The organism is Pseudomonas sp. MB-090624 (genome assembly GCF_003205245.1).
Lineage (GTDB): Bacteria > Pseudomonadota > Gammaproteobacteria > Pseudomonadales > Pseudomonadaceae > Aquipseudomonas > Aquipseudomonas juntendi.
Genome location: NZ_QJRK01000001.1, coordinates 136,775 through 160,137, shown reverse-complemented (window position 1 = coordinate 160,137; position 23,363 = coordinate 136,775). Strand labels below are relative to the sequence as shown.

The 23,363-nt window shown below is 63.0% G+C and carries 22 protein-coding genes and 1 pseudogene; 11 read left to right on the top strand and 12 right to left on the bottom strand.

The genetic code is table 11. The features are described from left to right. Positions 1–42: 42 nt before the first annotated feature. Complete coding sequence (gene pcaR, locus DMX12_RS00780; RefSeq protein ID WP_009685624.1) at positions 43–918, bottom strand: pca regulon transcriptional regulator PcaR; 876 nt, start codon at positions 916–918, stop codon at positions 43–45. Positions 919–1,392: 474 nt separating this feature from the next. Between pcaR and DMX12_RS00770 the strand changes: the two genes are divergently transcribed. Together DMX12_RS00770 and DMX12_RS00765 are read left to right on the top strand one after the other, a co-directional pair. Then, positions 1,393–1,593: a hypothetical protein gene (locus tag DMX12_RS00770; protein ID WP_009685625.1), complete on the top strand. Its 201-nt coding sequence runs from the start codon at positions 1,393–1,395 to the stop codon at positions 1,591–1,593. A gap of 308 nt (positions 1,594–1,901) precedes the next feature. Next, positions 1,902–3,374 carry an inorganic phosphate transporter gene (locus tag DMX12_RS00765; RefSeq protein ID WP_009685626.1) on the top strand — a complete coding sequence of 491 codons (1,473 nt, stop codon included), beginning with the start codon at positions 1,902–1,904 and terminating at the stop codon, positions 3,372–3,374. Between the two features lie 237 nt (positions 3,375–3,611). On the opposite strand, the gene DMX12_RS00755 is transcribed toward DMX12_RS00765, so the two are convergent. After that, positions 3,612–5,087 carry a helicase HerA-like domain-containing protein gene (locus DMX12_RS00755; protein WP_110675682.1) on the bottom strand — a complete coding sequence of 492 codons (1,476 nt, stop codon included), beginning with the start codon at positions 5,085–5,087 and terminating at the stop codon, positions 3,612–3,614. A 169-nt stretch (positions 5,088–5,256) separates the two neighbouring features. Here DMX12_RS00755 and DMX12_RS30195 point away from each other — a divergent pair. The 5 genes and pseudogenes from DMX12_RS30195 to DMX12_RS00735 all read left to right on the top strand — a co-directional run. Then, positions 5,257–6,273 (top strand): annotated as a pseudogene (locus DMX12_RS30195) (cache domain-containing protein); the annotation flags it as partial. A 93-nt stretch (positions 6,274–6,366) separates the two neighbouring features. Next, positions 6,367–7,131 (top strand): methyl-accepting chemotaxis protein, encoded by a 765-nt coding sequence (locus tag DMX12_RS30190; protein ID WP_371928247.1) that lies wholly within the window; start codon positions 6,367–6,369, stop codon positions 7,129–7,131. A gap of 159 nt (positions 7,132–7,290) precedes the next feature. After that, the gene (locus DMX12_RS00745) at positions 7,291–8,412 is read left to right on the top strand and encodes a glycosyltransferase family 1 protein (RefSeq protein ID WP_029887350.1); all 1,122 of its coding nucleotides are present in this window, start codon (positions 7,291–7,293) and stop codon (positions 8,410–8,412) included. Continuing rightward, entirely contained in the window at positions 8,405–9,169 is a 765-nt protein-coding gene (locus DMX12_RS00740) for a DUF2334 domain-containing protein (RefSeq protein ID WP_110675678.1), read from the top strand. The genes DMX12_RS00745 and DMX12_RS00740 overlap by 8 nt, the downstream gene beginning before the upstream one ends. Further along, on the top strand, positions 9,166–10,158 hold the full coding sequence (locus tag DMX12_RS00735) for a lysylphosphatidylglycerol synthase transmembrane domain-containing protein (RefSeq protein WP_110675676.1): 993 nt from the start codon (positions 9,166–9,168) through the stop codon (positions 10,156–10,158). The genes DMX12_RS00740 and DMX12_RS00735 overlap by 4 nt, the downstream gene beginning before the upstream one ends. A 209-nt stretch (positions 10,159–10,367) precedes the next feature. Here DMX12_RS00735 and purU read toward each other — a convergent pair whose 3' ends face one another. Beyond that, positions 10,368–11,219: a formyltetrahydrofolate deformylase gene (gene purU, locus DMX12_RS00725; protein WP_047149623.1), complete on the bottom strand. Its 852-nt coding sequence runs from the start codon at positions 11,217–11,219 to the stop codon at positions 10,368–10,370. A 284-nt stretch (positions 11,220–11,503) separates the two neighbouring features. Here purU and mvaT point away from each other — a divergent pair, with 284 nt between their 5' ends. Beyond that, positions 11,504–11,881, top strand: coding sequence for a histone-like nucleoid-structuring protein MvaT (gene mvaT, locus DMX12_RS00720; RefSeq protein ID WP_009685634.1), 378 nt, complete (start codon positions 11,504–11,506; stop codon positions 11,879–11,881). A 74-nt stretch (positions 11,882–11,955) separates the two neighbouring features. Here mvaT and sbcB read toward each other — a convergent pair whose 3' ends face one another. The 3 genes from sbcB to DMX12_RS00705 form a co-directional block, all read right to left on the bottom strand. Further along, the gene (gene sbcB, locus DMX12_RS00715) at positions 11,956–13,389 is read right to left on the bottom strand and encodes an exodeoxyribonuclease I (protein ID WP_054912075.1); all 1,434 of its coding nucleotides are present in this window, start codon (positions 13,387–13,389) and stop codon (positions 11,956–11,958) included. Positions 13,390–13,448: 59 nt separating this feature from the next. Further along, the gene (locus DMX12_RS00710; RefSeq protein ID WP_009685637.1) at positions 13,449–13,808 is read right to left on the bottom strand and encodes a PilZ domain-containing protein; all 360 of its coding nucleotides are present in this window, start codon (positions 13,806–13,808) and stop codon (positions 13,449–13,451) included. Positions 13,809–13,931: 123 nt separating this feature from the next. Next, complete coding sequence (locus tag DMX12_RS00705; protein WP_009685638.1) at positions 13,932–14,318, bottom strand: tol-pal system YbgF family protein; 387 nt, start codon at positions 14,316–14,318, stop codon at positions 13,932–13,934. Positions 14,319–14,552: 234 nt separating this feature from the next. Between DMX12_RS00705 and pyk the strand changes: the two genes are divergently transcribed. Continuing rightward, the gene (pyk, locus tag DMX12_RS00700; protein ID WP_009685639.1) at positions 14,553–16,007 is read left to right on the top strand and encodes a pyruvate kinase; all 1,455 of its coding nucleotides are present in this window, start codon (positions 14,553–14,555) and stop codon (positions 16,005–16,007) included. A gap of 141 nt (positions 16,008–16,148) precedes the next feature. Here the strand turns inward: pyk and DMX12_RS00695 are convergent, their stop codons facing one another. Further along, entirely contained in the window at positions 16,149–17,069 is a 921-nt protein-coding gene (locus tag DMX12_RS00695; protein ID WP_110675673.1) for an iron-sulfur-binding ferredoxin reductase, read from the bottom strand. A gap of 278 nt (positions 17,070–17,347) precedes the next feature. Between DMX12_RS00695 and DMX12_RS00690 the strand changes: the two genes are divergently transcribed. Beyond that, on the top strand, positions 17,348–18,871 hold the full coding sequence (locus DMX12_RS00690; protein ID WP_009685641.1) for a fumarate hydratase: 1,524 nt from the start codon (positions 17,348–17,350) through the stop codon (positions 18,869–18,871). 104 nt (positions 18,872–18,975) lie between these two features. Here the strand turns inward: DMX12_RS00690 and DMX12_RS00685 are convergent, their stop codons facing one another. Then, positions 18,976–19,848: a carbon-nitrogen hydrolase family protein gene (locus tag DMX12_RS00685; RefSeq protein WP_110675671.1), complete on the bottom strand. Its 873-nt coding sequence runs from the start codon at positions 19,846–19,848 to the stop codon at positions 18,976–18,978. Continuing rightward, complete coding sequence (locus tag DMX12_RS00680; RefSeq protein ID WP_009685643.1) at positions 19,845–20,435, bottom strand: GNAT family N-acetyltransferase; 591 nt, start codon at positions 20,433–20,435, stop codon at positions 19,845–19,847. Before DMX12_RS00680 ends, DMX12_RS00685 begins: the two co-directional genes overlap by 4 nt. Positions 20,436–20,550: 115 nt before the next feature. Here DMX12_RS00680 and DMX12_RS00675 point away from each other — a divergent pair, with 115 nt between their 5' ends. After that, the gene (locus DMX12_RS00675) at positions 20,551–20,949 is read left to right on the top strand and encodes a nuclear transport factor 2 family protein (RefSeq protein WP_029887342.1); all 399 of its coding nucleotides are present in this window, start codon (positions 20,551–20,553) and stop codon (positions 20,947–20,949) included. A 43-nt stretch (positions 20,950–20,992) separates the two neighbouring features. Here DMX12_RS00675 and DMX12_RS00670 read toward each other — a convergent pair whose 3' ends face one another. From DMX12_RS00670 to DMX12_RS00660, 3 genes are read right to left on the bottom strand one after another with little or no spacing between them, the layout of a single operon-like run. Then, a complete protein-coding gene (locus DMX12_RS00670) occupies positions 20,993–21,571 on the bottom strand; it encodes a DJ-1/PfpI family protein (protein WP_009685645.1) in 579 nt (192 codons plus the stop codon). Between the two features lie 51 nt (positions 21,572–21,622). Continuing rightward, entirely contained in the window at positions 21,623–22,780 is a 1,158-nt protein-coding gene (locus DMX12_RS00665; protein ID WP_110675669.1) for a phosphatidylserine/phosphatidylglycerophosphate/cardiolipin synthase family protein, read from the bottom strand. 1 nt (position 22,781) lies between these two features. After that, positions 22,782–23,363 carry a YceI family protein gene (locus DMX12_RS00660; RefSeq protein ID WP_009685647.1) on the bottom strand — a complete coding sequence of 194 codons (582 nt, stop codon included), beginning with the start codon at positions 23,361–23,363 and terminating at the stop codon, positions 22,782–22,784.

The window sequence follows — 23,363 nt, the reverse complement described above, 5'->3', positions numbered from 1 at the left end:
CCTGTTCAAAAAACCGCTGGCGCGCCCCCCCCCCTTGCGCGCTCAACCAAACAGCTGGTGGCACAGGTCCCGGCTGGCAGCCAGCAGGATCGGCAAGAAGCGCTGCTCCAGTTCGCTGCGCGTGACCCGCCCGACGTGGGTACTTACGTTCAAGGCTGCCAGCACCTGCCCGGAAGCGTCATACACCGGCACGGCAATCGAGCGCAGCCCCTGCTCCAGTTCCTGGTCCACTACACACCAGCCTTGGGCGCGGACCTGCTGAATACAGGCGAACAACGATTCGGCATCATGCAAGGTACGGCTGGTGCGCGCCTTGAGGTCGGCCCGCTCCAGGTATTCGCGCAGGCTGGTGTCATCCAGCGCCGCCAGCAGAATGCGCCCCATCGACGTGCAGTAGGCGGGCAGGCGCCCGCCCACCGACAAATCGACCGAAATCAGGCGCTCGACTGTGGCCGAACGGGCTATATAAAGGATGTCGTCACCTTCGAGGGTGGCCATGTTGGCCGCCTCGTGCAGCTGGTCGCTGATGCGGTCCAGGTACGGCTGGGCCGAAATCGCCAATGGCGTGGATGACAGGTAGGCATGCCCCAGGGTCAGCACTTTGGGTAGCAGCGAGTAGGTGCGCCCGTCGGTGGTGGCATAGCCCAGCTTGATCAGCGTGTGCAGGCAACGGCGCACGGCGGCCCGGGGTATTTCGGTACGGTGGCTGATCTGGGCGATGGTGAGGTGGCGCTTGCGCTCCTGGAAAGCCTGGATCACCGCCAGGCCACGGGCCAGGGATGTCATGAAGTCCGGGTCGCCGGTGAAAGCCTGGATGCGCTTGGCCGGCGAGGCCACGATCGGCGGCGCCATGGCCGCCAACACAGGCCGTGCCGCCTCTGGGCTGGCAGAAGCGTTGTCCACCGTTTCGTCACTCATCGCACACCTCAAAAAAAACGCCGGTTCGTGCGATTATCGAACAAACGGCCGATAATCGCAATTGACCGCTGACACTTTTGCTTATACCTTTCTCCTGCCACATGTGGCTTCTTTGGAGAGACTGGTCAGGTACCCACCGTAGAAGTCCCCAGGCAACGGCCTCGCCTTTCGGCGGGGCCGTTTTTCATTCCCGCCTCGTCAGCTTGTTGCCCGAACTTTTATCCGGCATGCCTTTCAAACTTGTAAGAAAGCCCCAACTTGTTTACCCGCACATGCCATAACGTGCGTCGGATGATGGCGGTGCTGGTTAAATAACGATGTTCGGCAAATTATCGGTTGCTATAATCGGCACGACAGTCGTGACGCAATTGTGCCCACGGAACCTTCCGTGGAACCAAGACGTTGCGGCCGGAACAGCGCGCACAAGCGCATAACGCGTTACCCCCGTGATTACACTTAATTCAGGTACTGCATGTGACGAAAGATGAACTGCGCGCAGAACTCGAGCGCCAGGCTGAACGTTACAAGGATGTCTACGGCGGCGAAGTCACCACCTATGCCGCACAAACGGAACCGGAGCGCAAACCCTGGCGCAAACGCGCCAGCCTGCGAGACCAGGCTTTCAGCCAGGAACTGGAACGCATGGAAAAGGAACTACGCAGCGAGAACCCCTGACCCGGGTCAATGCAGCGCTGTGTCCGCCCGGCTCTGCCGGGCGTGTTGGTCTTATTACCCAAGCTAAGTGAAATGGATTTTCACAAATTTCAAACGATCGTTTTAATTAGCGCCGAAGCTGGACCTTTACGTTTTTGACCTGCTTTTCGCAGCAATTCGCCGATTTAAGCTGAACTTGCCCTGTAATCAAGGGCCGCTCGCAGGGCAGCTTTGGCGCTTTTGGCCGTGCCAACGGCCTGCTGGAGGTGCATCGATTGCCAAGGTTTTCTGGCATAATCCCGCCCCCCTATGACCGCCAGACAACCTTCATGATCGATTTATTCAGCGGACTGGATGCCTGGGTATTGGTGAGCCTGCTGCTCGCCTTGACCTTCGTACTCGCCTTCGAGTTCATCAATGGCTTTCATGACACCGCAAACGCGGTAGCTACCGTCATCTATACCAAAGCCATGCCTCCCCACCTCGCCGTGTTCTTCTCCGGCGTGTTCAACTTCTTCGGCGTACTGCTGGGCGGTGTCGGGGTGGCCTACGCCATCGTGCACCTGCTGCCGGTGGAGTTGCTGATCAATGTGAACACCGGGCACGGCCTGGCCATGGTCTTCTCCCTGCTGGCCGCGGCCATCACCTGGAACCTCGGCACCTGGTACTTCGGTATTCCCGCTTCCAGCTCGCACACGCTGATCGGCTCTATTCTGGGTGTAGGTCTGGCCAATGCCCTGATCAACGACATCCCGCTCGGAGACGGCGTTAACTGGCAGAAAGCCATCGACATAGCCATGTCGCTGGTGGTCTCGCCAATGGCCGGCTTCGCCGTGGCTGCCCTGGTGCTGCTCGGCCTGAAGTGGTGGCGCCCGCTGTCGAAGATGCACAAGACCCCCGAACAGCGCCGTAAACTCGACGACAAGAAGCACCCGCCCTTCTGGAACCGCCTGGTCCTGGTGGTTTCTGCCATGGGCGTGAGCTTCGTGCACGGTTCCAACGACGGCCAGAAAGGCATTGGCCTGATCATGCTGGTGCTGATCGGTATCGTTCCGGCCAAGTTCGTGCTCGACCTGAACAGCACCACCTATCAGATCGAGCGTACCCGCGACGCCACCTTGCACATGAGCCAGTTCTACGAGCGCAACGCCGCCACCCTGGGCGAGTTCCTGGCCCTGGGCAAGGCCAAGGCCAGCGACCTGCCGGAACAGTTCAGTTGCAACCCGCAGCAGACCGAGCCGACCATCGCCGCACTGCAGACCTCGTTGCAAGGCGTGACCGACTATCACAGCCTGGCTGCCGAGAAGCGCGTTGAAGTACGCCGCTACCTGCTGTGCCTGGACGACACCGCGAAGAAGGTTGGCAAGCTGCCTGGCCTGGAAGCCCGCGAAAAGGCCGACCTGGAAAAACTGCGCAAAGACCTTACCGCTACCACTGAATATGCCCCGTTCTGGGTGATCGTGGCCGTTGCCCTGGCCTTGGGCCTGGGCACCATGGTGGGCTGGAAGCGTGTGGTGCTGACCGTTGGCGAGAAGATCGGCAAGCAGGGCATGACCTATGCCCAGGGCATGTCGGCACAGATCACCGCGGCCTGTGCCATCGGCATGGCCAACGTGTTCGCCTTGCCGGTTTCGACCACTCACGTGCTGTCGTCCGGCGTGGCCGGCACCATGGTCGCCAACAAAAGCGGCCTGCAAGGTGGCACCGTCAAAACCATCCTGATGGCTTGGGTTCTGACCCTGCCAGCCTCGATGGGCCTGGCGGCCGGCTTGTTCTGGCTGGCGTCCAAGGCCATTGGCTGAGTGACACCGCAATAGACAAAGGCGCCCACGGGGCTAATGCCTGTCAGTTAAGTAATTTGGGGCCGCTTTGCGACCCTTCGCGGGCACGCCCGCTCCCACAGGGGATCGCGCATTTCTTGAGTTCAGCGCCCAACCTGTAGGAGCGGGCGTGCCCGCGAAGGGCTGCAAAGCAGCCCCAGTAACGCTTAACTGACTGGCATTCCCCCCCAGGCTCGATACGGTCCAGGTGGCAGCCAACTATTTTTTCCTGCCCCCCAACAACGACCCCATCAACCCCCGCACCAGTTGCCGCCCCAACTGGTTGGCTGCCTGTCGCACCGCCGATTTGATCGCCTGCCCCGCCGCACTCTGCAAGAACTCACCGGCCTTGTCGGCAAAGCTCTCTTCATCGGCCTTCGGTTGCGGCGCCGGCTCCACGGCCTCGCCTTTGCGCTGGGTCAGCATTTCATAGGCCGACTCACGGTCCACCGGCTTGTCATAGCGCCCGGCCAGCGGCGAAGCAGCAATCAGCGCACCGCGCTCAGCAGCACTCAACGGCCCGATCCGCGATTGCGGCGGTGCCACCAACACGCGCTGGACCATGGCCGGGGTTCCCTTCTCTTCAAGCGCCCCCAGTAGCGCTTCGCCGATGCCCAGTTCGGTGAGCACGCTCAAGGTGTCGAACGCCGGGTTGGGGCGGAAGCCATCGGCTACCGCCCGCAATGCCTTCTGCTCCTTCGCCGTGAATGCCCGCAAGCCATGCTGAATGCGCAAGCCCAACTGGGCCAGCACCGCATCCGGCAAGTCACCCGGCGACTGGGTGACGAAGAACACGCCCACACCTTTGGACCGGATCAGCCGTACCACCTGCTCCAGGCGCTCCTGCAGCGCCTTGGGCGTGCCGTTGAACAACAGGTGCGCCTCGTCGAAGAACAACGCCAGCAGCGGTTTTTCGGCATCGCCGCGCTCGGGCAACTGCTCGAACAATTCGGCCAGCAGCCACAACAGGAAGGTGGCGTAGACCTTGGGGGCTTCATGCACCAAGCGGCTGGCATCAAGCAGGTGGATCCGGCCGCGGCCATCGGGGTCCGGACGCAACAGGTCTTCCAGTTGCAACGCCGGCTCGCCGAACAGCGCCTCGGCCCCCTGTTGCTCGAGGGTTGCCAGCCGGCGCAACAAGGCCTGGGTCGAGGCGGTGGTCATCAGCGCGCTGTCTTCACCCAGCAATTGCGGGTTGTCTTTCAGGTGGGCAAGCAGCGCCTTGAGGTCTTTCAGGTCGAGCAGCAACAGGCCTTCACGGTCGGCGACCTTGAACGCTGCATACAACGCCGCCTGCTGGCTGTCGGTCAGTTCCAGCAAGTTGCCCAGCAGCAGCGGCCCCATTTCACTGAGGGTCGTGCGCAGCGGGTGGCCGGACTGCCCCGCGATGTCCCACAACGTCACCGGGTAGGCCCGTGGCGTATGCCCAAGCCAAGGCATGCCGGCGATGCGTTCGGCCACCTTGCCCTGCGGTGCACCGGCGGCGCCCAGGCCACACAAGTCACCTTTCACGTCGGCGGCAAACACCGCGACCCCGGCGTCACTGAACACTTCCGCCAGGCGTTGCAAGGTGACGGTCTTGCCAGTACCGGTGGCGCCTGCCACCAGGCCGTGGCGGTTGGCCAGGCGCATGGCTTGCCCGAGCGGCTGGCCATCCGGGCCCGATCCCACAACTATGGTCGAAGTTTCCGACATCTCTTTAATCCCCTGCTCAAGCTTTAACTGAAACCTGCCGATACCTTCGGGTGATATTCGCCTTAGAAGAGAGGAACAACCGAAAAGGGATTTTTCCGGATATTGCACAGCCTTGCGGCCTCACTCGTGCGAACGCCCTGATTAAAACCTTAGCGGAACCGATTACGCCATGAATAAAAGCCTGCGTTTCAGCCACAAGATACTGTTGGCCGCCTCACTGATCGTCATACTCGCCTTCAGCCTTTTCACCCTTTACAACGATTACCTGCAGCGTAATGCCATCCGCGAGGACCTGGAAAACTACCTGGCTGAAATGGGTACTTCCACGTCCACCAACATCCGCAACCTGTTCGACGGGCGTATCAAACTGGTGGAAAACCTGGCGCAGAACATTGCCCAGAACCCGGCCAACGCTGAAACCTTCATGGGCCAGCGCGCACTGCTCTCCAGCTTCCTGACCGTTTACCTGGGCAAGATCGACGGCGGCTTCAGTGTTCGCCCGGACGCGAAGATGCCCGACGGTTACGACCCTCGCACCCGACCCTGGTACAAGGATGGCATGAATGCCAGCGGGGCCATGTTGACCGAACCGTACATCGACATGACCACCAACAAGATGGTCATCGGCATCCTCAGCAAGGTCTCCAGCAGCGTGGGTGTGGTCGGTGGCGACCTGGCGCTGGACGGTCTGGTGCAAATCATCAACTCGCTGGACTTTGGTGGTATGGGCTATGCCTTCCTGGTCAATGACCAGGGCAAGATCCTGGTACACCCGGACCAGGCCCTGGTGATGAAGTCGCTGTCAGACCTGTTCCCGCAACACACACCCAAACTGAGCAACGAACTGACCGAAGTGCAAAGCGACGGCCAGGCACGTTTGCTGACATTCACCCCGATCACCGGCCTGCCCTCGGCCAATTGGTACATTGGCCTGTCGGTGGACAAGGCCAAGGCCTTCTCGATGCTGAGCACCTTCCGCACCTCGGCGGTGGTTGCCACGGTCGTCGCCGTGGTCATCATCATCGCCTTGCTCGGCTTGCTGATTCGCGTACTGATGCAGCCGTTGCACACCATGACCCGCGCCATGGAAGACATCGCCGAAGGTGAGGGCGACCTGACCAAGCGCCTGCGCGTCCATAACCACGATGAATTCGGCATTCTCGGCAACGCCTTCAACCGCTTCGTCGAGCGTATTCACAGCAGCATCCGCGAAGTGTCCTCGGCCACCGAGCAAGTCAACGAAGTGGCGCTGCGGGTGATCAGCGCCTCGAACTCATCAATGACCAACTCCGATGAGCAGGCCAACCGCACCAACAGCGTGGCCGCGGCCATCAACGAGCTGGGGGCCGCGGCCCAGGAAATCGCCGGCAACGCTGCCCAGGCCTCGCAGCACGCCAGCTCTGCAAGGCTGCTGGCCGAAGAAGGCCAACAGGTGGTCGAGCGCAACATTGCGGCGATGAACCGGCTCTCGGACCTGATCGTCACCTCCAGCGAGCACATCGAGACCCTCAACAGCAAAACCGTGAACATCGGCCAGATTCTGGAAGTGATTACCAGTATCTCCCAGCAGACCAACCTGCTGGCCTTGAACGCCGCCATCGAAGCGGCCCGCGCCGGTGAAGCCGGGCGTGGTTTCGCCGTGGTGGCCGATGAGGTACGCAACCTGGCCCACCGCACCCAGGAATCGGCGCAACAGGTGCAGGCCATGATCGAAGAACTGCAGGTGGGTGCCCGCGCATCGGTCGAAACCATGGATCAGAGCCAGCGCCACAGCAGCGACAGCATGCAGATCGCCAACCAGGCCGGCGAACGGCTGGACAGCGTAACCGTGCGCATTGGCGAGATCGATGGCATGAACCAGTCGGTGGCCACCGCCACCGAGGAGCAGACTGCCGTGGTCGAAGCCATCAACATGGATATCAACGAGATCAACATGCTCAACCAGGAAGGTGTGGAGAACCTGCAGGCCACCCTGCGTGCGTGCTCCGACCTGGAGCAGCAGGCCGGGCGCCTGAAGCACCTGGTGGGCAGTTTCCGGATCTAGTCCCACGCGCCCCAGGGGAACAGATTCACCCCCTCCCCTGGGGCAGCTTGCCGCGCAACCCCGATCGAACAAACTATCCTTCTGAAAGGTCAACCTTTAGGCGTGTCATCGCCGCCAACCAAGCGCCAGATGACAGACCCGAAAGACGATCCCGGAGGGATGCTGATCGTGCACATCGCCGACATCACCATGTTCTACGCCCCCGCCAGCGGTGGCGTACGAACTTATCTTGATGCCAAACATCACCGCCTCGACGCCATCCAGGGCGTACGCCATAGCCTGTTGATTCCTGGTGCCAGCGCCCACAATGCCGACGGCATCTACCAAGTACCGGCACTGCCGCTGCCTTTTGGCAAAGGCTACCGCTTCCCCGTACGCCTGGCCCCGTGGTGCAAGACCCTGCGTTCGCTCAAGCCGGACCTGATCGAGGTCGGCGACCCGTACCTGACTGCCTGGGCGGCACTGGAGGCCCGGCGCCAGCTGGACGTGCCGGTAATCGGCTTCTACCACTCCGACCTGCCGCTGCTGGTCAGCAACCGCATGGGCAACTGGTTCACGCCCAATGTAGAGGCCTATGTCAGCAAGCTATACGGGAATTTCGACCGGGTGCTGGCCCCCAGCCGGGTCATGGCCGACAAACTGCGCCGCCTGGGCGTGCGCGATGTACACGTACAGCCGCTGGGCGTGGACCTGGCCACGTTCCACCCGTCCAAACGCGACGCCAATGTGCGTGCCGAGCTGGGTATCGCCGATACCACCCGCCTGCTGATCTACGCCGGGCGTGGCTCCCGGGAAAAGAACCTGCCGGTGTTGCTGGCCTGCATGCAGCAGCTGGGCCACCCCTACCACCTGCTGTTGGTGGGCTCCGGCATGCCCGCCAATGTGCCGGACAACGTCAGTGTCATCGGCCAGTTCTGCCCGCCAGAGGAGGTCGCCCGGCTGATGGCCAGCGCCGACTTGCTGGTGCATGCCGGCGACCAGGAAACCTTCGGTCTGGTCATTCTCGAAGCCATGGCCAGTGCAACGCCGGTGGTCGCCGTGCGCGCGGGTGCCTTCGGCGAAATCGTCAATGACCAGTGCGGCCGCCTGTGTACAGCCAACGATGCCCAGGCCATGGCCACAGCCGTGCGCGAGGCATTCGAGGCAGGTGTGCGCAAGCTGGGCGCGCAGGCGCGCCGCCATGTCGAGCAACACTATTCATGGGACAACGTGGTCGCGGGCCTGCTGCAGCACTACCAGGCCGTGCTCGGCCATCAGCCTCTGGTGCGCGCCCATGCTTGAGACACGCCCCGCACCGCGTAGCCTGATGCTGGTACTGCATGATGTCGCGCCTGAAACATGGCCCGACTACCAACCTTTCGTGGAGGCTGTGGATGCTATCGGCGGTGTGCCAATGACTTGGCTGGTGGTTCCGGACTTTCACCAGCGCAACCCGCTGTTGCGCTCACCGGCGTTCTGCCGCCTGCTTGAACGGCGCCTGGCCGAGGGCGACGAACTGGCGCTGCATGGCTACTACCATGCCGACAACGGCCCGCCGCCGCGCACGCCAGGCGACTTCTTCATGCGCCGTATCTATACCCACGAAGGCGAGTTCTATGGCCTTGATCAACAGCAGGCCCTGCAGCGCCTGGAACAGGGCCTGGCCGTGTTCGCCCAACAGCAATGGCCAGTGGCAGGTTTCGTGGCGCCAGCCTGGTTGATGAGCGAAGGCACCCGCCAGGCGCTGCGCCAGCTGCCTTTGCGCTACACCAGCACACCGCAGCACCTGTACCGCTTGCCCGAGTTCACCCCGATCAAGGCGCCAGGGCTGGTGTGGAGCGCCCGCAGTGCTTGGCGCCGGGGGCTTTCGCGGGCCCTGTGCGACTGGCAGTGCAGACGGTGGCAGAACGCCGAAACCCTGCGCCTGGGCCTGCACCCGGTGGACATGCGCCACCGTAGCTCCCGCGAGTACTGGCTCAATACCCTGCGCACCCTGATGGCTCAAGGTCGCGAACCCCTCACCAAGTCCGCCTGGCTGGACCGCCAGGTCAGCGCATGAGCCGTCTGGCCTGGCTAGGCCTGGCACTTATCGCAGCAATGCTGGTGCCAGCCCTGCTTGGCGGCAGTGACCTGCTGCCCCGGTTGCAAGGGTTCGATCCTGGCCTGTTGCTGACCCTGCTGGGCATGATCCTGCTGTGCTGGGTGATCAACGCCATGCGCCTGCGCCTGTTGCTGGGCCAGCAAGGCGCAAGGCTTGGGCACCTGCGCAGCCTGGGCGTGGTGATGGCCACCGAGTTCGCCATCTGCACCACCCCCGGCGGCAGCGGTGGCCCGTTGACCCTGATGGCGCTGCTGGCACGCGAGCGCATCGGCCCGGCGCGCAGTGGGGCCGTGTTCGCCATGGACCAATTGAACGACCTGCTGTTCTTTTTCTGCGCGATGCTGGCGATTGCGGGCTACGCATTGTTTCACAGCCTGGGCCACAGCCAGCAGAGCATGTTGCTGGGCAGTGCGTTGCTGCTGTGCAGTGCGCTGGTCGGGGTGATCGGCTTGCTGCGCTACCGCCGCGCGCTCATGCGCCTCAACGGCAGGCTGCTGCAACGCCTGGGCGTGGCCGCACCGCGCAAGCGCCGCTGGGCCCGCAAACTGCTGCACTTCATCGCCGCACTGGCGCAGACCTGGCAGTTGCCCAAGCGCACGCTGGCGCTGGTGTTCACCCTCACCTGCATCCACTGGGGGCTGCGCTACAGCGTGTTGTACCTGGTATTGCGCGGGTTGGGCGGGGAGCTGGCATGGATCCCCAGCTTTCTGGTGCAGATGTTGTCGCTCAGTGCCGGGCAATTCAGCCTGCTACCGGGCGGGGCAGGTGCGGCCGAGCTGACGTCTGCAAGCCTGCTGACGCCGCTGGTGGGCAGCTCCACCGCCGCCGCGGCGATCCTCATCTGGCGGGCAGTCACTTATTACTTTTACCTGCTGGCAGGCGGGCCGGTGTTCGTGTGCCTGCTGGCGCGTCCGTTGCTGACGCGCTGGCGGCGCCAGGCGGGTTGAGCCGCTGCCACAGTTCGGCGGCGCCGGGGAAATCGGTGCCGTCGGTGTCGGCCAGCGCTTGCGGGTCATAGCGCGCCAGGCAGCCTTCACCTACGGTGGGCGGGGCCGTGGCGGTGGGTTGGTTGCGCCGTTTGGCCATCGGTATGTTCCTCAAGCGTAGCGATAGGGCTGCCGAGCAGCCCCAAAGGCTTGCAGGCAACCCAACGGTATCAGTCGAAGACCACCGTCTTGTTGCCATGCACAAGCACGCGGTCTTCGAGGTGATAACGCAGGCCACGTGCCAGCACCATCTTTTCCACATCACGGCCAAAGCGAACCATGTCTTCGATGCTGTCGGCGTGGCTGACGCGCACCACGTCCTGCTCGATGATCGGGCCGGCATCCAGTTCTTCGGTGACGTAGTGGCACGTTGCACCGATCAGTTTCACCCCACGCAGCGCGGCCTGGTGGTAAGGCTTGGCACCCACGAACGACGGCAGGAAACTGTGGTGAATGTTGATGACCTTCTCCGCGTAGTCCCGGCACAGTTGCGGCGGCAGGATTTGCATGTAGCGGGCCAGCACCACGACATCGGCCGCGTGTTCTTCGACCAGGCGCGACACTTCGGCAAAGGCCGGGGCCTTGTCCTTGGGGTCGACCGGTACATGGAAGAACGGTATGCCGTGCCACTCGACCATGCTGCGCAGGTCGTCGTGGTTGGAAATGACACACGGGATCTCGCAGTCCAGTTCATCGGTATGCCAGCGGTGCAACAGGTCAGCCAGGCAATGCGACTCGCGGCTGGCCATCAGCACCACGCGCTTTTTCTGCGCCGAGTCGGTTATCCGCCAGGTCATGGAGAACTCTTCGGCAATCGGCGCAAACGCCTCACGGAAGGCTTCGATACCGAAGGGCAATGATTCGGCGCGGATTTCATGACGCATGAAGAACCAGCCGCTCTGCTCATCGGAGTGATGGCTGGCTTCGTTGATCCAGCCATTGTACAAGGCCAGGAAATTACTGACTTTCGCCACGATCCCTACACGGTCGGGGCAGGCGATCACCAGACGATAGGTGCGCATGAATGAGACTCCAGAACTTCGCAAAGGCGCTTATTCTAGCGGCACGCAAGGAAAAGCGCAGTATTGATTGCAGCGGTCGCGGCCACTGTAGCAACCACGCTGGCAATGTGGACACTATCTGACACAGCCGGCGAAATGGCACACGCTAATGTAAATTTTTGTTCACCGGAGAAATATTGTCACAGCTTAATCAACAGTTAATTGCCCAACATTATGTTTACTTGCGAGTATCGGCTGTCTATTATTGCCCCACACATTTCCGAACACGCATTAAGGAACACTCCATGTCCCTGATCAACGAGTACCGCGCCACCGAAGAAGCCATCAAAGAACTTCAGGCTCGCCTGGCCAACCTGTCGCAGGACGACAAGCTGAAGAAAGAGCTGGAGTTCGAAGGCAAACTGCGCAACCTGATGGGCGAGTACTCCAAGTCCCTGCGCGACGTGATTGCCCTGCTCGACCCTGAGTCGAAACTGAGCAAAGCACCGCGTGGCACCGTCAAGGCTGTTGCTACCAAGCGTGCCCGCAAGGTCAAGCAATACAAGAACCCGCACAACGGTGAAGTGATCGAAACCAAAGGCGGCAACCACAAGACCCTGAAAGAGTGGAAAGCCAAGTGGGGCGGCGACGTGGTCGAGAGCTGGGCTACCCTGCTGGACTGATTGTTCAGCCCGGGCCTTTGCTTATCGCAATCAAAAACGCCGGCACATTGCCGGCGTTTTTGATTGTCTGCCCTTCAGTCAATTGCAAACTGTTGTTGCAAGTTCCGGGCATGTACTTGCCATGCCTCCAGCACGCGCCGCCCGGCCTCGTCGGCGCGCTCCCAGGCTTGCAGGCGCGCCTGCTCGAAATCACCCAATGTGTTCGGCGCCCCCCACTGCGGCTGGCTAAGGCGCTGCTGGCAGAACGCATACCACCGCTGGCGCTCCTCGGGGGTCAAGGTGTCCGGAAAGTTGCGCGCCCGGTAACGGAACAACAGCTCAGGCAAGCGCGGGTCATCGAACAGCCACTGCCCCCGGCCCAATTGCGCCGGCTCCAGCGCACGAACTTGCTCGCATAGACGCCGGTCACGGTCACCAATAAAACCGTTATACAACTGCTGCTCCGGGTCCTCACTCGGCGCGAAATCGTCCTTGCCGTAAATGTGCTCCAGCTTGTCCTGCCATTGCGCCTGTTGATCGGCCAACTGTTCACCGCGCGATTGTAACAACGTCAAGTCGATGCCCAGCCGCTGTTGATCGGCAGGGCGTAATACCGACAGTGGCGCAAGTACCGGGCAGCGATTGATCTGTACCAGTTTAAGCGGCACCGGTAGTTCGCCCTCGGCCAAATCCTCGTGCCGGGTGTACAAGCGCTGACGTAATACTTCAGCACTTTCCCTGAGTAATGGCAGGGTTTCCTGATGCAGGTCGCAGACAATCAGTGCATTGCGATTGTGCGGGTGCCAGGCCAATGGCAAGACCACCCCCAGGTAATTACGCGCTGCTGAAAAACGCCCGGATACATGCACCAGCGGTTGTAGCAAGCGGATCTGTTCCATGACTTTATGCTTGCTGCGCAACTGGAACAGCCAGTCATACAACTTGGGCTGTTTTTGCCGGATCAGTCGCGCCAGGGCAATGGTTGCCCGCACGTCGGAAAGCGCTTCATGCGCATGCCCGTGATCAATGCCGTTGGCCTTGCTCAACAGCTCCAGACGCAGGCTGGTGCGCCCGTCCTGCTGCGGCCACTCGATGCCCTCCGGGCGCAGGGCGTAGGCCGTGCGCACGATGTCGATCAGGTCCCAGCGGCTGTTGCCGCCCTGCCATTCACGGGCATAGGGGTCGAAAAAATTCCGGTACAGGCTGTAGCGGGTCACTTCGTCATCGAAACGCAGGGTGTTGTAGCCCGCCCCACAGGTGCCTGGTTGGGCCAGCTGCGCATGCACGCGGGTCATGAATTCGGCTTCGCACAGGCCCTGCTCGGCCAGTAACTGCGGGGTGATGCCAGTCACCAGGCACGCGGCCGGGTGCGGCAGAATATCGTCGGCGGGGCGGCAGTAAAGGCTGATCGGCTCGTCGATCTCGTTGAGGTCGAAGTCGGTGCGCAGGCCGGCGACCTGCAGCGGCCGGTCACAGCGCGGGTTGATGCCGGTGGTTTCGTAGTCGTGCCAGAAAATGCTGGAGGTCACGGGGTCGTCCTGTCTTGCGAGATCGACCCGATTCTAACGCGATTCCAGGGCGCCAAGGCTCAGGCAGAGGCGTTGGCCGGGCGGAAGCTGAAATAGTCGCGCAGCGAGCGCACGAAATCGTCGTACTCGCGCGGGGCCTGCAGCAGCATGAAGCCCGAATCGTAATGCCCAGGGGTCTGGTCCTCACTGCACCACAGGCAACTGGCGGTCAGGTTGACGAACTGGAACCCGCCGCCGGCCAGCGGCATGCGAAGTTGCAGTTCATAATCGGGCCCTACCAGCACGGGCAGTTGGCTGATGACCATCAGGCCGTCTTCCGAGGCGTTGCCGAGCAGGCCGATTTCCTGGTCGGTAAAGCGGTTGAACACCTTGAGGGCACAAGGGAGCTGATGGCGTTCGATGCGGCGTTTGTTGAACATGATGGCGAGTGTATTCCGTACCTGATGCCAGGAATACAAGGTACTGGCGGTTGTTGTAACAGCTGGGTTACAGATTAGCGCAGCACGCGCTGCGAATCCCGTGAAATAAACCACACCTTTGTATTAGCGCCAAGGTGCAGTAGTCGCCGGCCGGGCCACGGCCGCTTCGGTACCACGCAAATGGCCGAGCTTCTCCAGCGTCTGCAGGCGGGCCTGGGCGCGATAGGCGTACTCGTTGCGCGGGTATTGCTGGATCAGGTACTGGTAGGTCTGGGCGGCGTCCACGTATAACGCCTGGCGCTCCAGGCACTGGCCGCGCAGCAGCGACACTTCGGGGTGGATGAACGGGCGCGCGCGGCTGGTACGGTCTACTTGTGATAGCTCCAGCATCACCCGCGCGCAATCACCCCGGTCATAGGCGCGATAGGCATTGTTCAGGTGGTGGTCCATGGACCAGCGGGTACAGCCGACAGCACTGGCGGCGAGGGCAAAAACGATCAGGGCTCGCATGGCAATCTCCTTTGATAGCAAACCTATCGGCCGCTGTCGGGTTTTCTTCAGCGGCGAGCGACAAGTGCCAGGCCGCCACGAGCGGCATGAATGCCGCGCGCGCTTTTCCTTGTAGCTTACTGCTTGTAGCTTGCAGCTGCCCTACCCCGGAAGTCACAGGTAGTGCAACGGAACAATGACTACAGCGAGATTCAGGAGTAGCCTTTCGCTGCGCTTCACTATAGGAGTCTGTGCATGAGCATCCGCCGTACCAAAATCGTCGCCACCCTTGGCCCCGCCAGCAACTCGCCGGAAGTGATCGAACAGCTGATCCTTGCCGGTCTCGACGTGGCACGCCTGAACTTCTCCCACGGCACGCCGGACGAGCACAAGGCCCGCGCGCGCCTGATCCGCGACATCGCTGCCAAGAACGGCCGCCATGTTGCACTGCTGGGCGACCTGCAGGGTCCGAAGATCCGCATCGCGAAGTTCGCCAACAAGCGCATCGAACTGAAGATCGGTGACAAGTTCACCTTCTCCACCGCCCACCCGCTGACCGAAGGCAACCAGGATATCGTCGGCATCGACTACCCGGACCTGGTCAAGGACTGCGGTGTCGGTGACGAACTGCTGCTCGACGATGGCCGCGTGGTCATGCGCGTCGAAACCGCCACCGCCGATGCCCTGCACTGCGTGGTGATCATCGGTGGCCCGCTGTCGGACCACAAGGGCATCAACCGTAAAGGTGGCGGCCTGACCGCACCGGCCCTGACCGAAAAAGACAAGGCCGACATCAAGCTGGCTGCGGAAATGGACCTGGACTACCTGGCCGTGTCGTTCCCGCGGGACGCCAGCGACATGGAATACGCGCGCAAGCTGCGTGACGAGTCCGGTGGCAGCGCCTGGCTGGTGGCCAAGATCGAGCGCGCCGAAGCCGTTGCCGACGACGAGACCCTGGACAAGCTGATCCTCGCTTCCGATGCCGTCATGGTCGCCCGCGGTGACTTGGGCGTGGAAATCGGCGACGCCGAGCTGATCGCCATTCAGAAGAAGATCATCCAGCACGCTCGCCGCAACAACAAGGCAGTGATCGTGGCGACCCAGATGATGGAGTCGATGATCCAGAACCCGATGCCGACCCGTGCCGAAGTGTCCGACGTGGCCAACGCCGTGCTCGACAACACCGACGCGGTCATGCTGTCGGCGGAAAGTGCTGCCGGTTCGTACCCGATCGAAGCCGTACAGGCCATGGCCCGCATCTGCTCCGGTGCCGAGAAGCACCCGACCAGCCAGCGCTCCAGCCACCGCCTGCACACCACCTTCGAGCGCTGCGACGAAAGCATCGCCCTGGCGGCGATGTACACGGCCAACCACTTCCCGGGCGTGAAGGCGATCATCGCCTTGACTGAAAGCGGCTACACCCCGCTGATCATGTCGCGCCTGCGCTCGCACGTGCCGATCTTCGCGCTCTCGCCGCACCGCGCGACGCAGGCACGGGCCAATATGTTCCGTGGCGTCTACCCGATTGCCTTCGACCCCGCTTCGCTGCCGGCTGACAAAGTCAGCCAGGCAGCCGTCGACGAACTGCTCAAGCGCGGCTTGGTAGAACAAGGCGACTGGGTGATCCTGACCAAAGGTGACAGCTACCACACCATCGGTGGCACCAATGGCATGAAGATCCTGCATGTGGGTGATCCGCTGGTCGGCTGAGCCTGCCTCAGAGGGGGGCCGCTCTGCGGCCCTTCGCGGGCATGCCCGCTCCTACAGGTACAGCGCTAGCCTCAGGCCTGTCGTTACCCCTGTGGGAGCGGGCGAGCCCGCGAATAGGCCGGCACAGTCAACCCGACTGCCTCAGGCATGTTCAACGAAGACGTCAGTAAATACTTGCCCCCGCGGCACGCCGGCAATGAACAGCCGCCGCGCAAACCGGTCCACACTCCCCGCTGCCCCACACACCAGCGCCACCGTCTGCCGCGAAGGCGGGCGCAACCGCGCCAGCGCTTCATCCATCTGCTCTTCCAGGACCAGCTCGACCTGCACGCCTTGCAGCTGCATCAGGGGTTCAGCCAGATAGTGCCCGGCGCTGTTGCGCGCCACATGCAGCACCCGAATCTCGCCGCGATGCCCCTGCCGCACGGCCTCACGCAAGATCCCCCACAACGGCGCAAGCCCGGTTCCGGCTGCCAGCAGCCAGAGCGGCCGATCCTGCCAATCCAGGTCGTAGTGCAACGCACCCCCCCTGAATTCGCCCAGGCGCAGCACATCTGCTACCTGCAAACCACGAGCCTTGTCGCAAAAAGCGCCGGGGCGCCGGCAATCGATGTGAAACTCCAGGAAGTCATCTTCCCCCGGCAGGCTGGCCAGTGAATAAGGCCGCGCTACCGAACCATTCCACAGCACCACATGCTGCCCCGCCTGGTAACGCACCGCCCGCTCGGGCCGTAGCCGTACACGCAACACGTCACCGTACCAGTCCAGCGCACAGACGTGCGCCGGCACACCATCGCGCTGCGGGTCGAACAACGCAACCTGCAAGTCCTCGATCACCCTGCACTGGCAAGCCAGGCGCCAGCCCAGGGCGTGCTGGTCCAGGGCCATGGCCTCAGGCATGGCGTCCAGCGGCTGCCCGGCCTGGCAGTGCACCAGGCAGGCGTGGCAGCTTCCGGCGCGGCAGCTGTAGGGCACGTTGAGCCCGGCCTCGTTCAGGGCATCGAGCAGGTTGCTGCCGGTCGGCACCGCCCAGCGGTGCTCGCCTACGCAAAGTTCGGGCATCTTCAGGTATCTCTTCCCGCTTCAGGTTGTGGGGGGCGCTCTGCGCGCCCGTCGATAGTAAGGCCAACCACAGGCGTCAGCAGCAAAAAGGATGCCCAGCCTCAACCGACCAAGGTCCAGACCACTCGCAGGTGTGTCACGCGGTGAGGCACGCTATACTGCCGCGCCCTTTTGCGTCGGCCATGCTGCCGGCGCGCCTTTGCAAGGCGTCTCGACATGCTGGTCGGCACCGTCGAGCGTCTCTATGAATGTTCCCGTCTTTAAGAGGAGCGCGCTGCATGACCGTGATCAAGCAAGACGACCTGATTCAGAGCGTCGCCGACGCCCTGCAATTCATCTCGTACTACCACCCCGTCGATTTCATCCAGGCCATGCACGAGGCCTATCTGCGCGAAGAGTCGCCTGCTGCCCGCGACTCCATCGCCCAGATCCTGATCAACTCGCGCATGTGCGCCACCGGCCACCGCCCGATCTGCCAGGACACCGGTATCGTCACCGTGTTCGTGCGCGTGGGTATGGATGTGCGCTGGGACGGTGCCACCCTGAGCGTCGACGACATGATCAACGAAGGTGTGCGTCGCGCCTACAACCTGCCTGAAAACGTCCTGCGTGCCTCGATCCTGGCCGACCCGGCCGGTGCCCGCAAGAACACCAAGGACAACACCCCGGCCGTTATCCACTATTCCATCGTGCCTGGCGACAAGGTCGAGGTCGATGTCGCCGCCAAGGGCGGCGGCTCGGAGAACAAGTCGAAGATGGCCATGCTCAACCCGTCCGACTCGATCGTCGACTGGGTGCTCAAGACCGTACCGACCATGGGTGCTGGCTGGTGCCCGCCTGGCATGCTCGGCATCGGCATTGGCGGTACCGCCGAGAAGGCCGCGGTCATGGCCAAGGAAGTGTTGATGGAGTCCATCGACATTCATGAGCTCAAAGCCCGTGGCCCGCAGAACCGCCTGGAAGAAATCCGCCTGGAGCTGTTCGAGAAGGTCAACCAACTGGGCATCGGTGCCCAGGGCCTGGGTGGCCTGACCACCGTGCTCGACGTGAAGATCATGGACTACCCGACCCACGCCGCTTCGCTGCCGGTGTGCATGATCCCCAACTGCGCCGCCACCCGCCACGCGCACTTCGTGCTCGATGGCTCCGGCCCGGCCGAGCTGGAAGCGCCATCGCTGGACGCCTACCCGGAAATCGTCTGGGAAGCCGGCCCAAGCGCACGTCGCGTCAACCTCGACGATATCACCCCGGAAGAAGTCGCCAGCTGGAAGCCGGGCGAAACCATCCTGCTCAACGGCAAGATGCTGACCGGCCGCGACGCCGCGCACAAGCGCATGGTGGAAATGCTCAACCGTGGCGAAGCGCTGCCAGTGGACCTCAAAGGCCGCTTCATCTACTACGTTGGCCCGGTCGACCCAGTCGGTGACGAAGTGGTTGGCCCTGCCGGCCCGACCACCGCGACCCGCATGGACAAGTTCACCCGCCAGATCCTCGAGCAGACGGGCCTGCTGGGCATGATCGGCAAGTCCGAACGTGGCCCGACCGCGATCGAAGCGATCAAGGACAACAAGGCCGTATACCTGATGGCCGTGGGCGGCGCTGCCTACCTGGTAGCCCAGGCTATCCGCAAGTCCAAGGTACTGGCCTTCGCCGAACTGGGCATGGAAGCGATCTACGAGTTCGAGGTCAAGGACATGCCAGTCACCGTTGCCGTAGACAGCAACGGTGAGTCGGTGCACATCACTGGCCCGGCCCTGTGGCAGAGCAAGATTGCCCAGAGCCTGGCAGTCGAAGTCAAGTAAACCTGATGTAACAGCGGCGCCTGCTTCGCGGGTGAACCCGCTCCTACAGGGACCTCATGTCCCCGGTGGGAGCGGGTTCACCCGCGAAGCAGGCGCCTCTGCTTTCAACGCACTCTGTCAAACTGCTCTGGCCAGTCCCTGCGGGTAAACACCTGCCCTTCCCGCCGCACCCGCCGTACTTCCTCAAGGTCCACGTCACACACCAGCCACTGGCTTCTGCCCGGCTCCAGCGCTGCGCTCAAGGCAACCACACCGTCCCCCGGCATGCCATGGTCCGGCGGTACGAACAACCCTGCCCGGCCAATATTCTCATCCAGCGCCGGCGACCAGGCCGCCAGCCCTACCGTCGGGCTCTGCAACACCGCTATCTGGTTCTCCAGCGCCCGTGCCTGGGCACCGATGCGCACCCGGTGATAGCCCGCCTCGGTGTCGGTGCAGCTCGGTGCCAGGATCAGGTCGGCACCCAACTCGGCCAACTGCCGGGCCAGCATCGGGAACTCATTGTCGTAGCAGATCAGAATGCCTACACGCCCCAGTGCAGTATCGAACACCCGCAGCCCCTGGCCGGCGCTGATGCCCCACTGCTCTCGCTCGAAGCGGGTCATCATCAGTTTGTCCTGGTAGCCCAGCGGCCCCTCGGGACCGAACAGCCAGGCGCGGTTGCGGTAGGCACCGTCACTGTCCAGCACCGGCACGCTCCCCGGCTGCAGGTAGATGCCCCAGCGCCTGGCCATGCGTTCACACAAGGCTGCCCAGGCGCCGATCAGCGGTTGGATCCCGGCAATCGAACCCAGCAGGTCGCCCCGCTGTTCACCCTTCAACTGGCCGCTGAGTACCAGCCCGGCATACTCGGGCAGCAACAGCAAACGGGCGCCCGCCGCCACCGCTTCGGCGCACAGGCCCTGCAGGTGATCGGCGTAGGCGTCCCAGGTTTCATGCAGTTCGATGGCGTACTGGCAGGCCGCCAGGCGGATCATACCGGCAGTTCCTTCAGCCAGAACGACATCAGCTTGTCGGAGCTTTCCTGCTCGTCCAGGTCACGCCAGGCATAGCGGGTGCGCAGCGACGGGTCGTGCAGGAAGCCGCGGTTACGCCAGAAGCCATGCAACGGCTTGTAGTCTGCAGGCCGGCGCGGGTGTACACCGGGCCGCTCGACCGCACAGAACGCGCAGTAGTCGAACTCGGCCAGTTTGTGGGCATAAGACTCGCGTTCGATGAAGAAACGCACGCCCAAACCTTGGCCGCGGTACTCCGGCAATACCAGCGACTCACCAAAGTAATAAACGCTGGCCGGGTCCCGCCCCTGGGCCAGGAACGGCTGCTGGAACTCCGGGGCCACGTCCACCAGCGGCAGGCCGGTAGATGCACCCACCACCTGGCCTTGGTCCAGCGCCAGCACCACCAGGCTGCGCCCGGAACGGGCATAGTTGGCCAGGTAGTCGGCTTCGTACTCCGGGGTGCCGTCGTACAGGTAGGGGAACTCGCGGAATACGGTGAGGCGCAAGCGAGCGAGGTCATCGATATAGGGCGCGATAGCGGCGCCGTGCAACAGGCGTATTTCCATGCTTGGCGGTCGTTTTGTCGATGTGGATGACGCGCTCGGCTAAGCCGGGCTTGAGGGGGAACCGTATCATCCGGGGCAACGACCCGCCTTTTCCCTACACGACAGGTATTGTTCCATGACCGCTACCGAACTGGTAAATGCGTACTACGCCGCCTTCAACGCCGGCGACATGCCGGGCTTTCTGGCACTGCTCAGCGAAGACGTGATCCACGACATCAACCAGGGCGAGCGGCAGATGGGCAAGGCCAGGTTTGCAGCGTTCATGGACAAGATGAACCGCTGCTACCGCGAGCGCCTGGCCGACATCGTGGTCATGCAGAACGCCGACGGCAGCCGTGCGGCGGCGGAGTTCACCGTGCATGGCCAGTACCTGGCCAATGACGATGGGTTGCCGCCGGCGAACGGGCAGACCTACGTGCTGCCGGCCGGGGCCTTCTTCTACATCCATTGCGGCAAGATTGCCCGCGTGACCAACTACTACAACCTCAATGACTGGGTTGAACAGGTAGGTTGAGCCTGTACGGGCCTGTTCGCGGGTTCACCTGCGAACACCCCTGTCAGGCGATGCGGGTGCCCAGCACCTTGAGGAAGGCCGCCAGCCACGCCGGGTGCGCCGGCCAGGCCGGGGCGGTTACCAGGTTGCCATCCACATGGGCCTGGTCCACGGCGATGTCGATGAACGTCCCACCCGCCAGCCGCACCTCCGGCGCACACGCCGGGTAGGCGCTGCATTCGCGCCCTTCCAGCACCCCGGCCGCTGCCAGCAACTGCGCACCATGGCACACTGCTGCAATCGGCTTGCCGGCCTGGTCGAACGCCCGCACCAGTTCCAGCACCTTCTCGTCCAGGCGCAGGTACTCCGGCGCCCGGCCACCCGGGATCAGCAGCGCGTCGTAGCGCTCGGGCCGCACGCGCACGAAATCGAAGTTCAGGGCAAAGTTGTGCCCGGGTTTTTCGCTGTAGGTCTGCTCACCCTCGAAATCATGAATCGCGGTACGCACGGTCTGCCCCGCCAGCTTCTCCGGACACACCGCGTGCACCGTGTGGCCGACCATGCTCAGTGCCTGGAACGGCACCATTGCTTCGTAATCCTCGACGTAATCGCCGACCAGCATCAGAATTTTTTTCGCCGTCATCGCACACACTCCTTCGCTCGCCCGTGAACAGTCATTGCACGATAGCCGCTATCAGTCGCGGCGGTCGAGCAGGTTCACCACCAGCCGGTCGAGCCAGCCCCAGATGCGCTGCTTGACCCGCCGCCACAGCGGCCGGGCGTGCCAATGGGCCAGGTCGACTTCCTCGCTCAGGGCAAAATCGCGCTCGAAGCTGGCGACCACGGCCGCCGTCAGCGGTGGGTCCAGTGCCTCGATGTTGGCTTCCAGGTTGAAGCGCAGGTTCCAATGGTCGAAGTTGCAGGAGCCAACGCTGACCCAGTCGTCCACCACGGCCATCTTCAGGTGCAGGAAGCACGGCTGGTACTCGAAAATGCGTACACCAGCGCGCAGCAGGCGCGGGTAGTAGCGGTGCCCGGCATACCTGACCGAGGGGTGGTCGGTGCGCGGCCCGGTCAGCAGCAGCCGCACGTCCAGGCCCTTGCTGGCGGCCCGGCGTAAGGAACGGCGTACACTCCAGGTTGGCAAGAAGTAGGGCGTGGCCAGCCATACCCGTTGCTTGCCGCTGTTCAGGGCGCGCACCAGCGCGTGCAGGATGTCCTGGTGCTGACGGGCGTCGGCGTAGGCTACCCGGCCCATGCCCTGCCCCTGCGCCGGCACCTTGGGCAGGCGCGGCAAGCCAAAGCCCTCGGCGGGGCGCCATGCGGTGCGGCGGTTGTTGGCATGCCACTGGCGGTCGAACAGCACTTGCCAGTCGGCCACCACCGGGCCTTGCATCTGTACCATGACCTCGTGCCAGTCACTGCGCGCCTGGCCGGGTGTCCAGAACTCATCGGTTACGCCCGTGCCGCCGACCACGGCCCAGCGCTCGTCCACCAACAGCAGCTTGCGGTGGTCGCGGTACAAGTTGCGCAGGCCGCGCTTCCAGCGTAGGCGGTTGTACCAGCGCAGGTCCACGCCCGCCGCCAGCAAGCGCTGGCGTAGCGTGCTGTTGAAGGCCAGCGAACCGTAGTCGTCGAACAGGCAGCGCACTCGCACACCCCGCCGGGCCGTGTGCTCCAGCGCTTCGACCACCGCCTCGGCACAAGCCCCAGCCTCGACCAGGTAGAGTTCCAGGTCTACCTGCGACTCGGCGCGCTCGATCGCCGCAAGCATGCGCGGAAAGAACTCGGGGCCGTCGATCAGCAACTCGAACTGGTTACCCTCCCGCCAGGGAAATACCGGCCCCGGCATGTCAGCGCGCGGTGAAAATCAGCACCGCATTGACCGGCACCGACGGGTTGATGGATTTGAGCTTGGCAAACTTGCGCAGGTTTTCCAGCCCCGGCAGCAGGCCAAAGTCCTCGGCACGCAGCAGCAGTGGCTCGAGGGTGACCACCTGGAACCGTCGCGCATCCAGGCGGGTTGCCAGCAACAAGGCGTTGTAGCGGTGCGACTGCCCGTGCAAGGTGACCGTCAGCGGCAGGCGCAGCTCGATCTGGGCACCATCGGCCAGGTCATTGATCGGACGCAGGTCGATTTGCGCCTTCACCGTGGCCTCGGCAAAGCGGCCGACCTCGAACAGCTGGTCACGCATCTGCTCGTCACGCAGGGGGATGCCACTGCTGACCGAATCCATCTCGATGCGCAAGCCCGCCACGCCCTTGTTGTCGACCGAACCATGCAGCACCAGGAAGCGATGCACTTCGGCGGTATCGCCGTTCTTGCCGGTAATGAACGACAAGCGCGAAGACTCGCCATCGAGGTGCCAGTTGGCATGGGCGGGCAGGCAAACAGCCAGCAACAGGGCGAAGAGCGCGGAGGGCAACTTGAACAT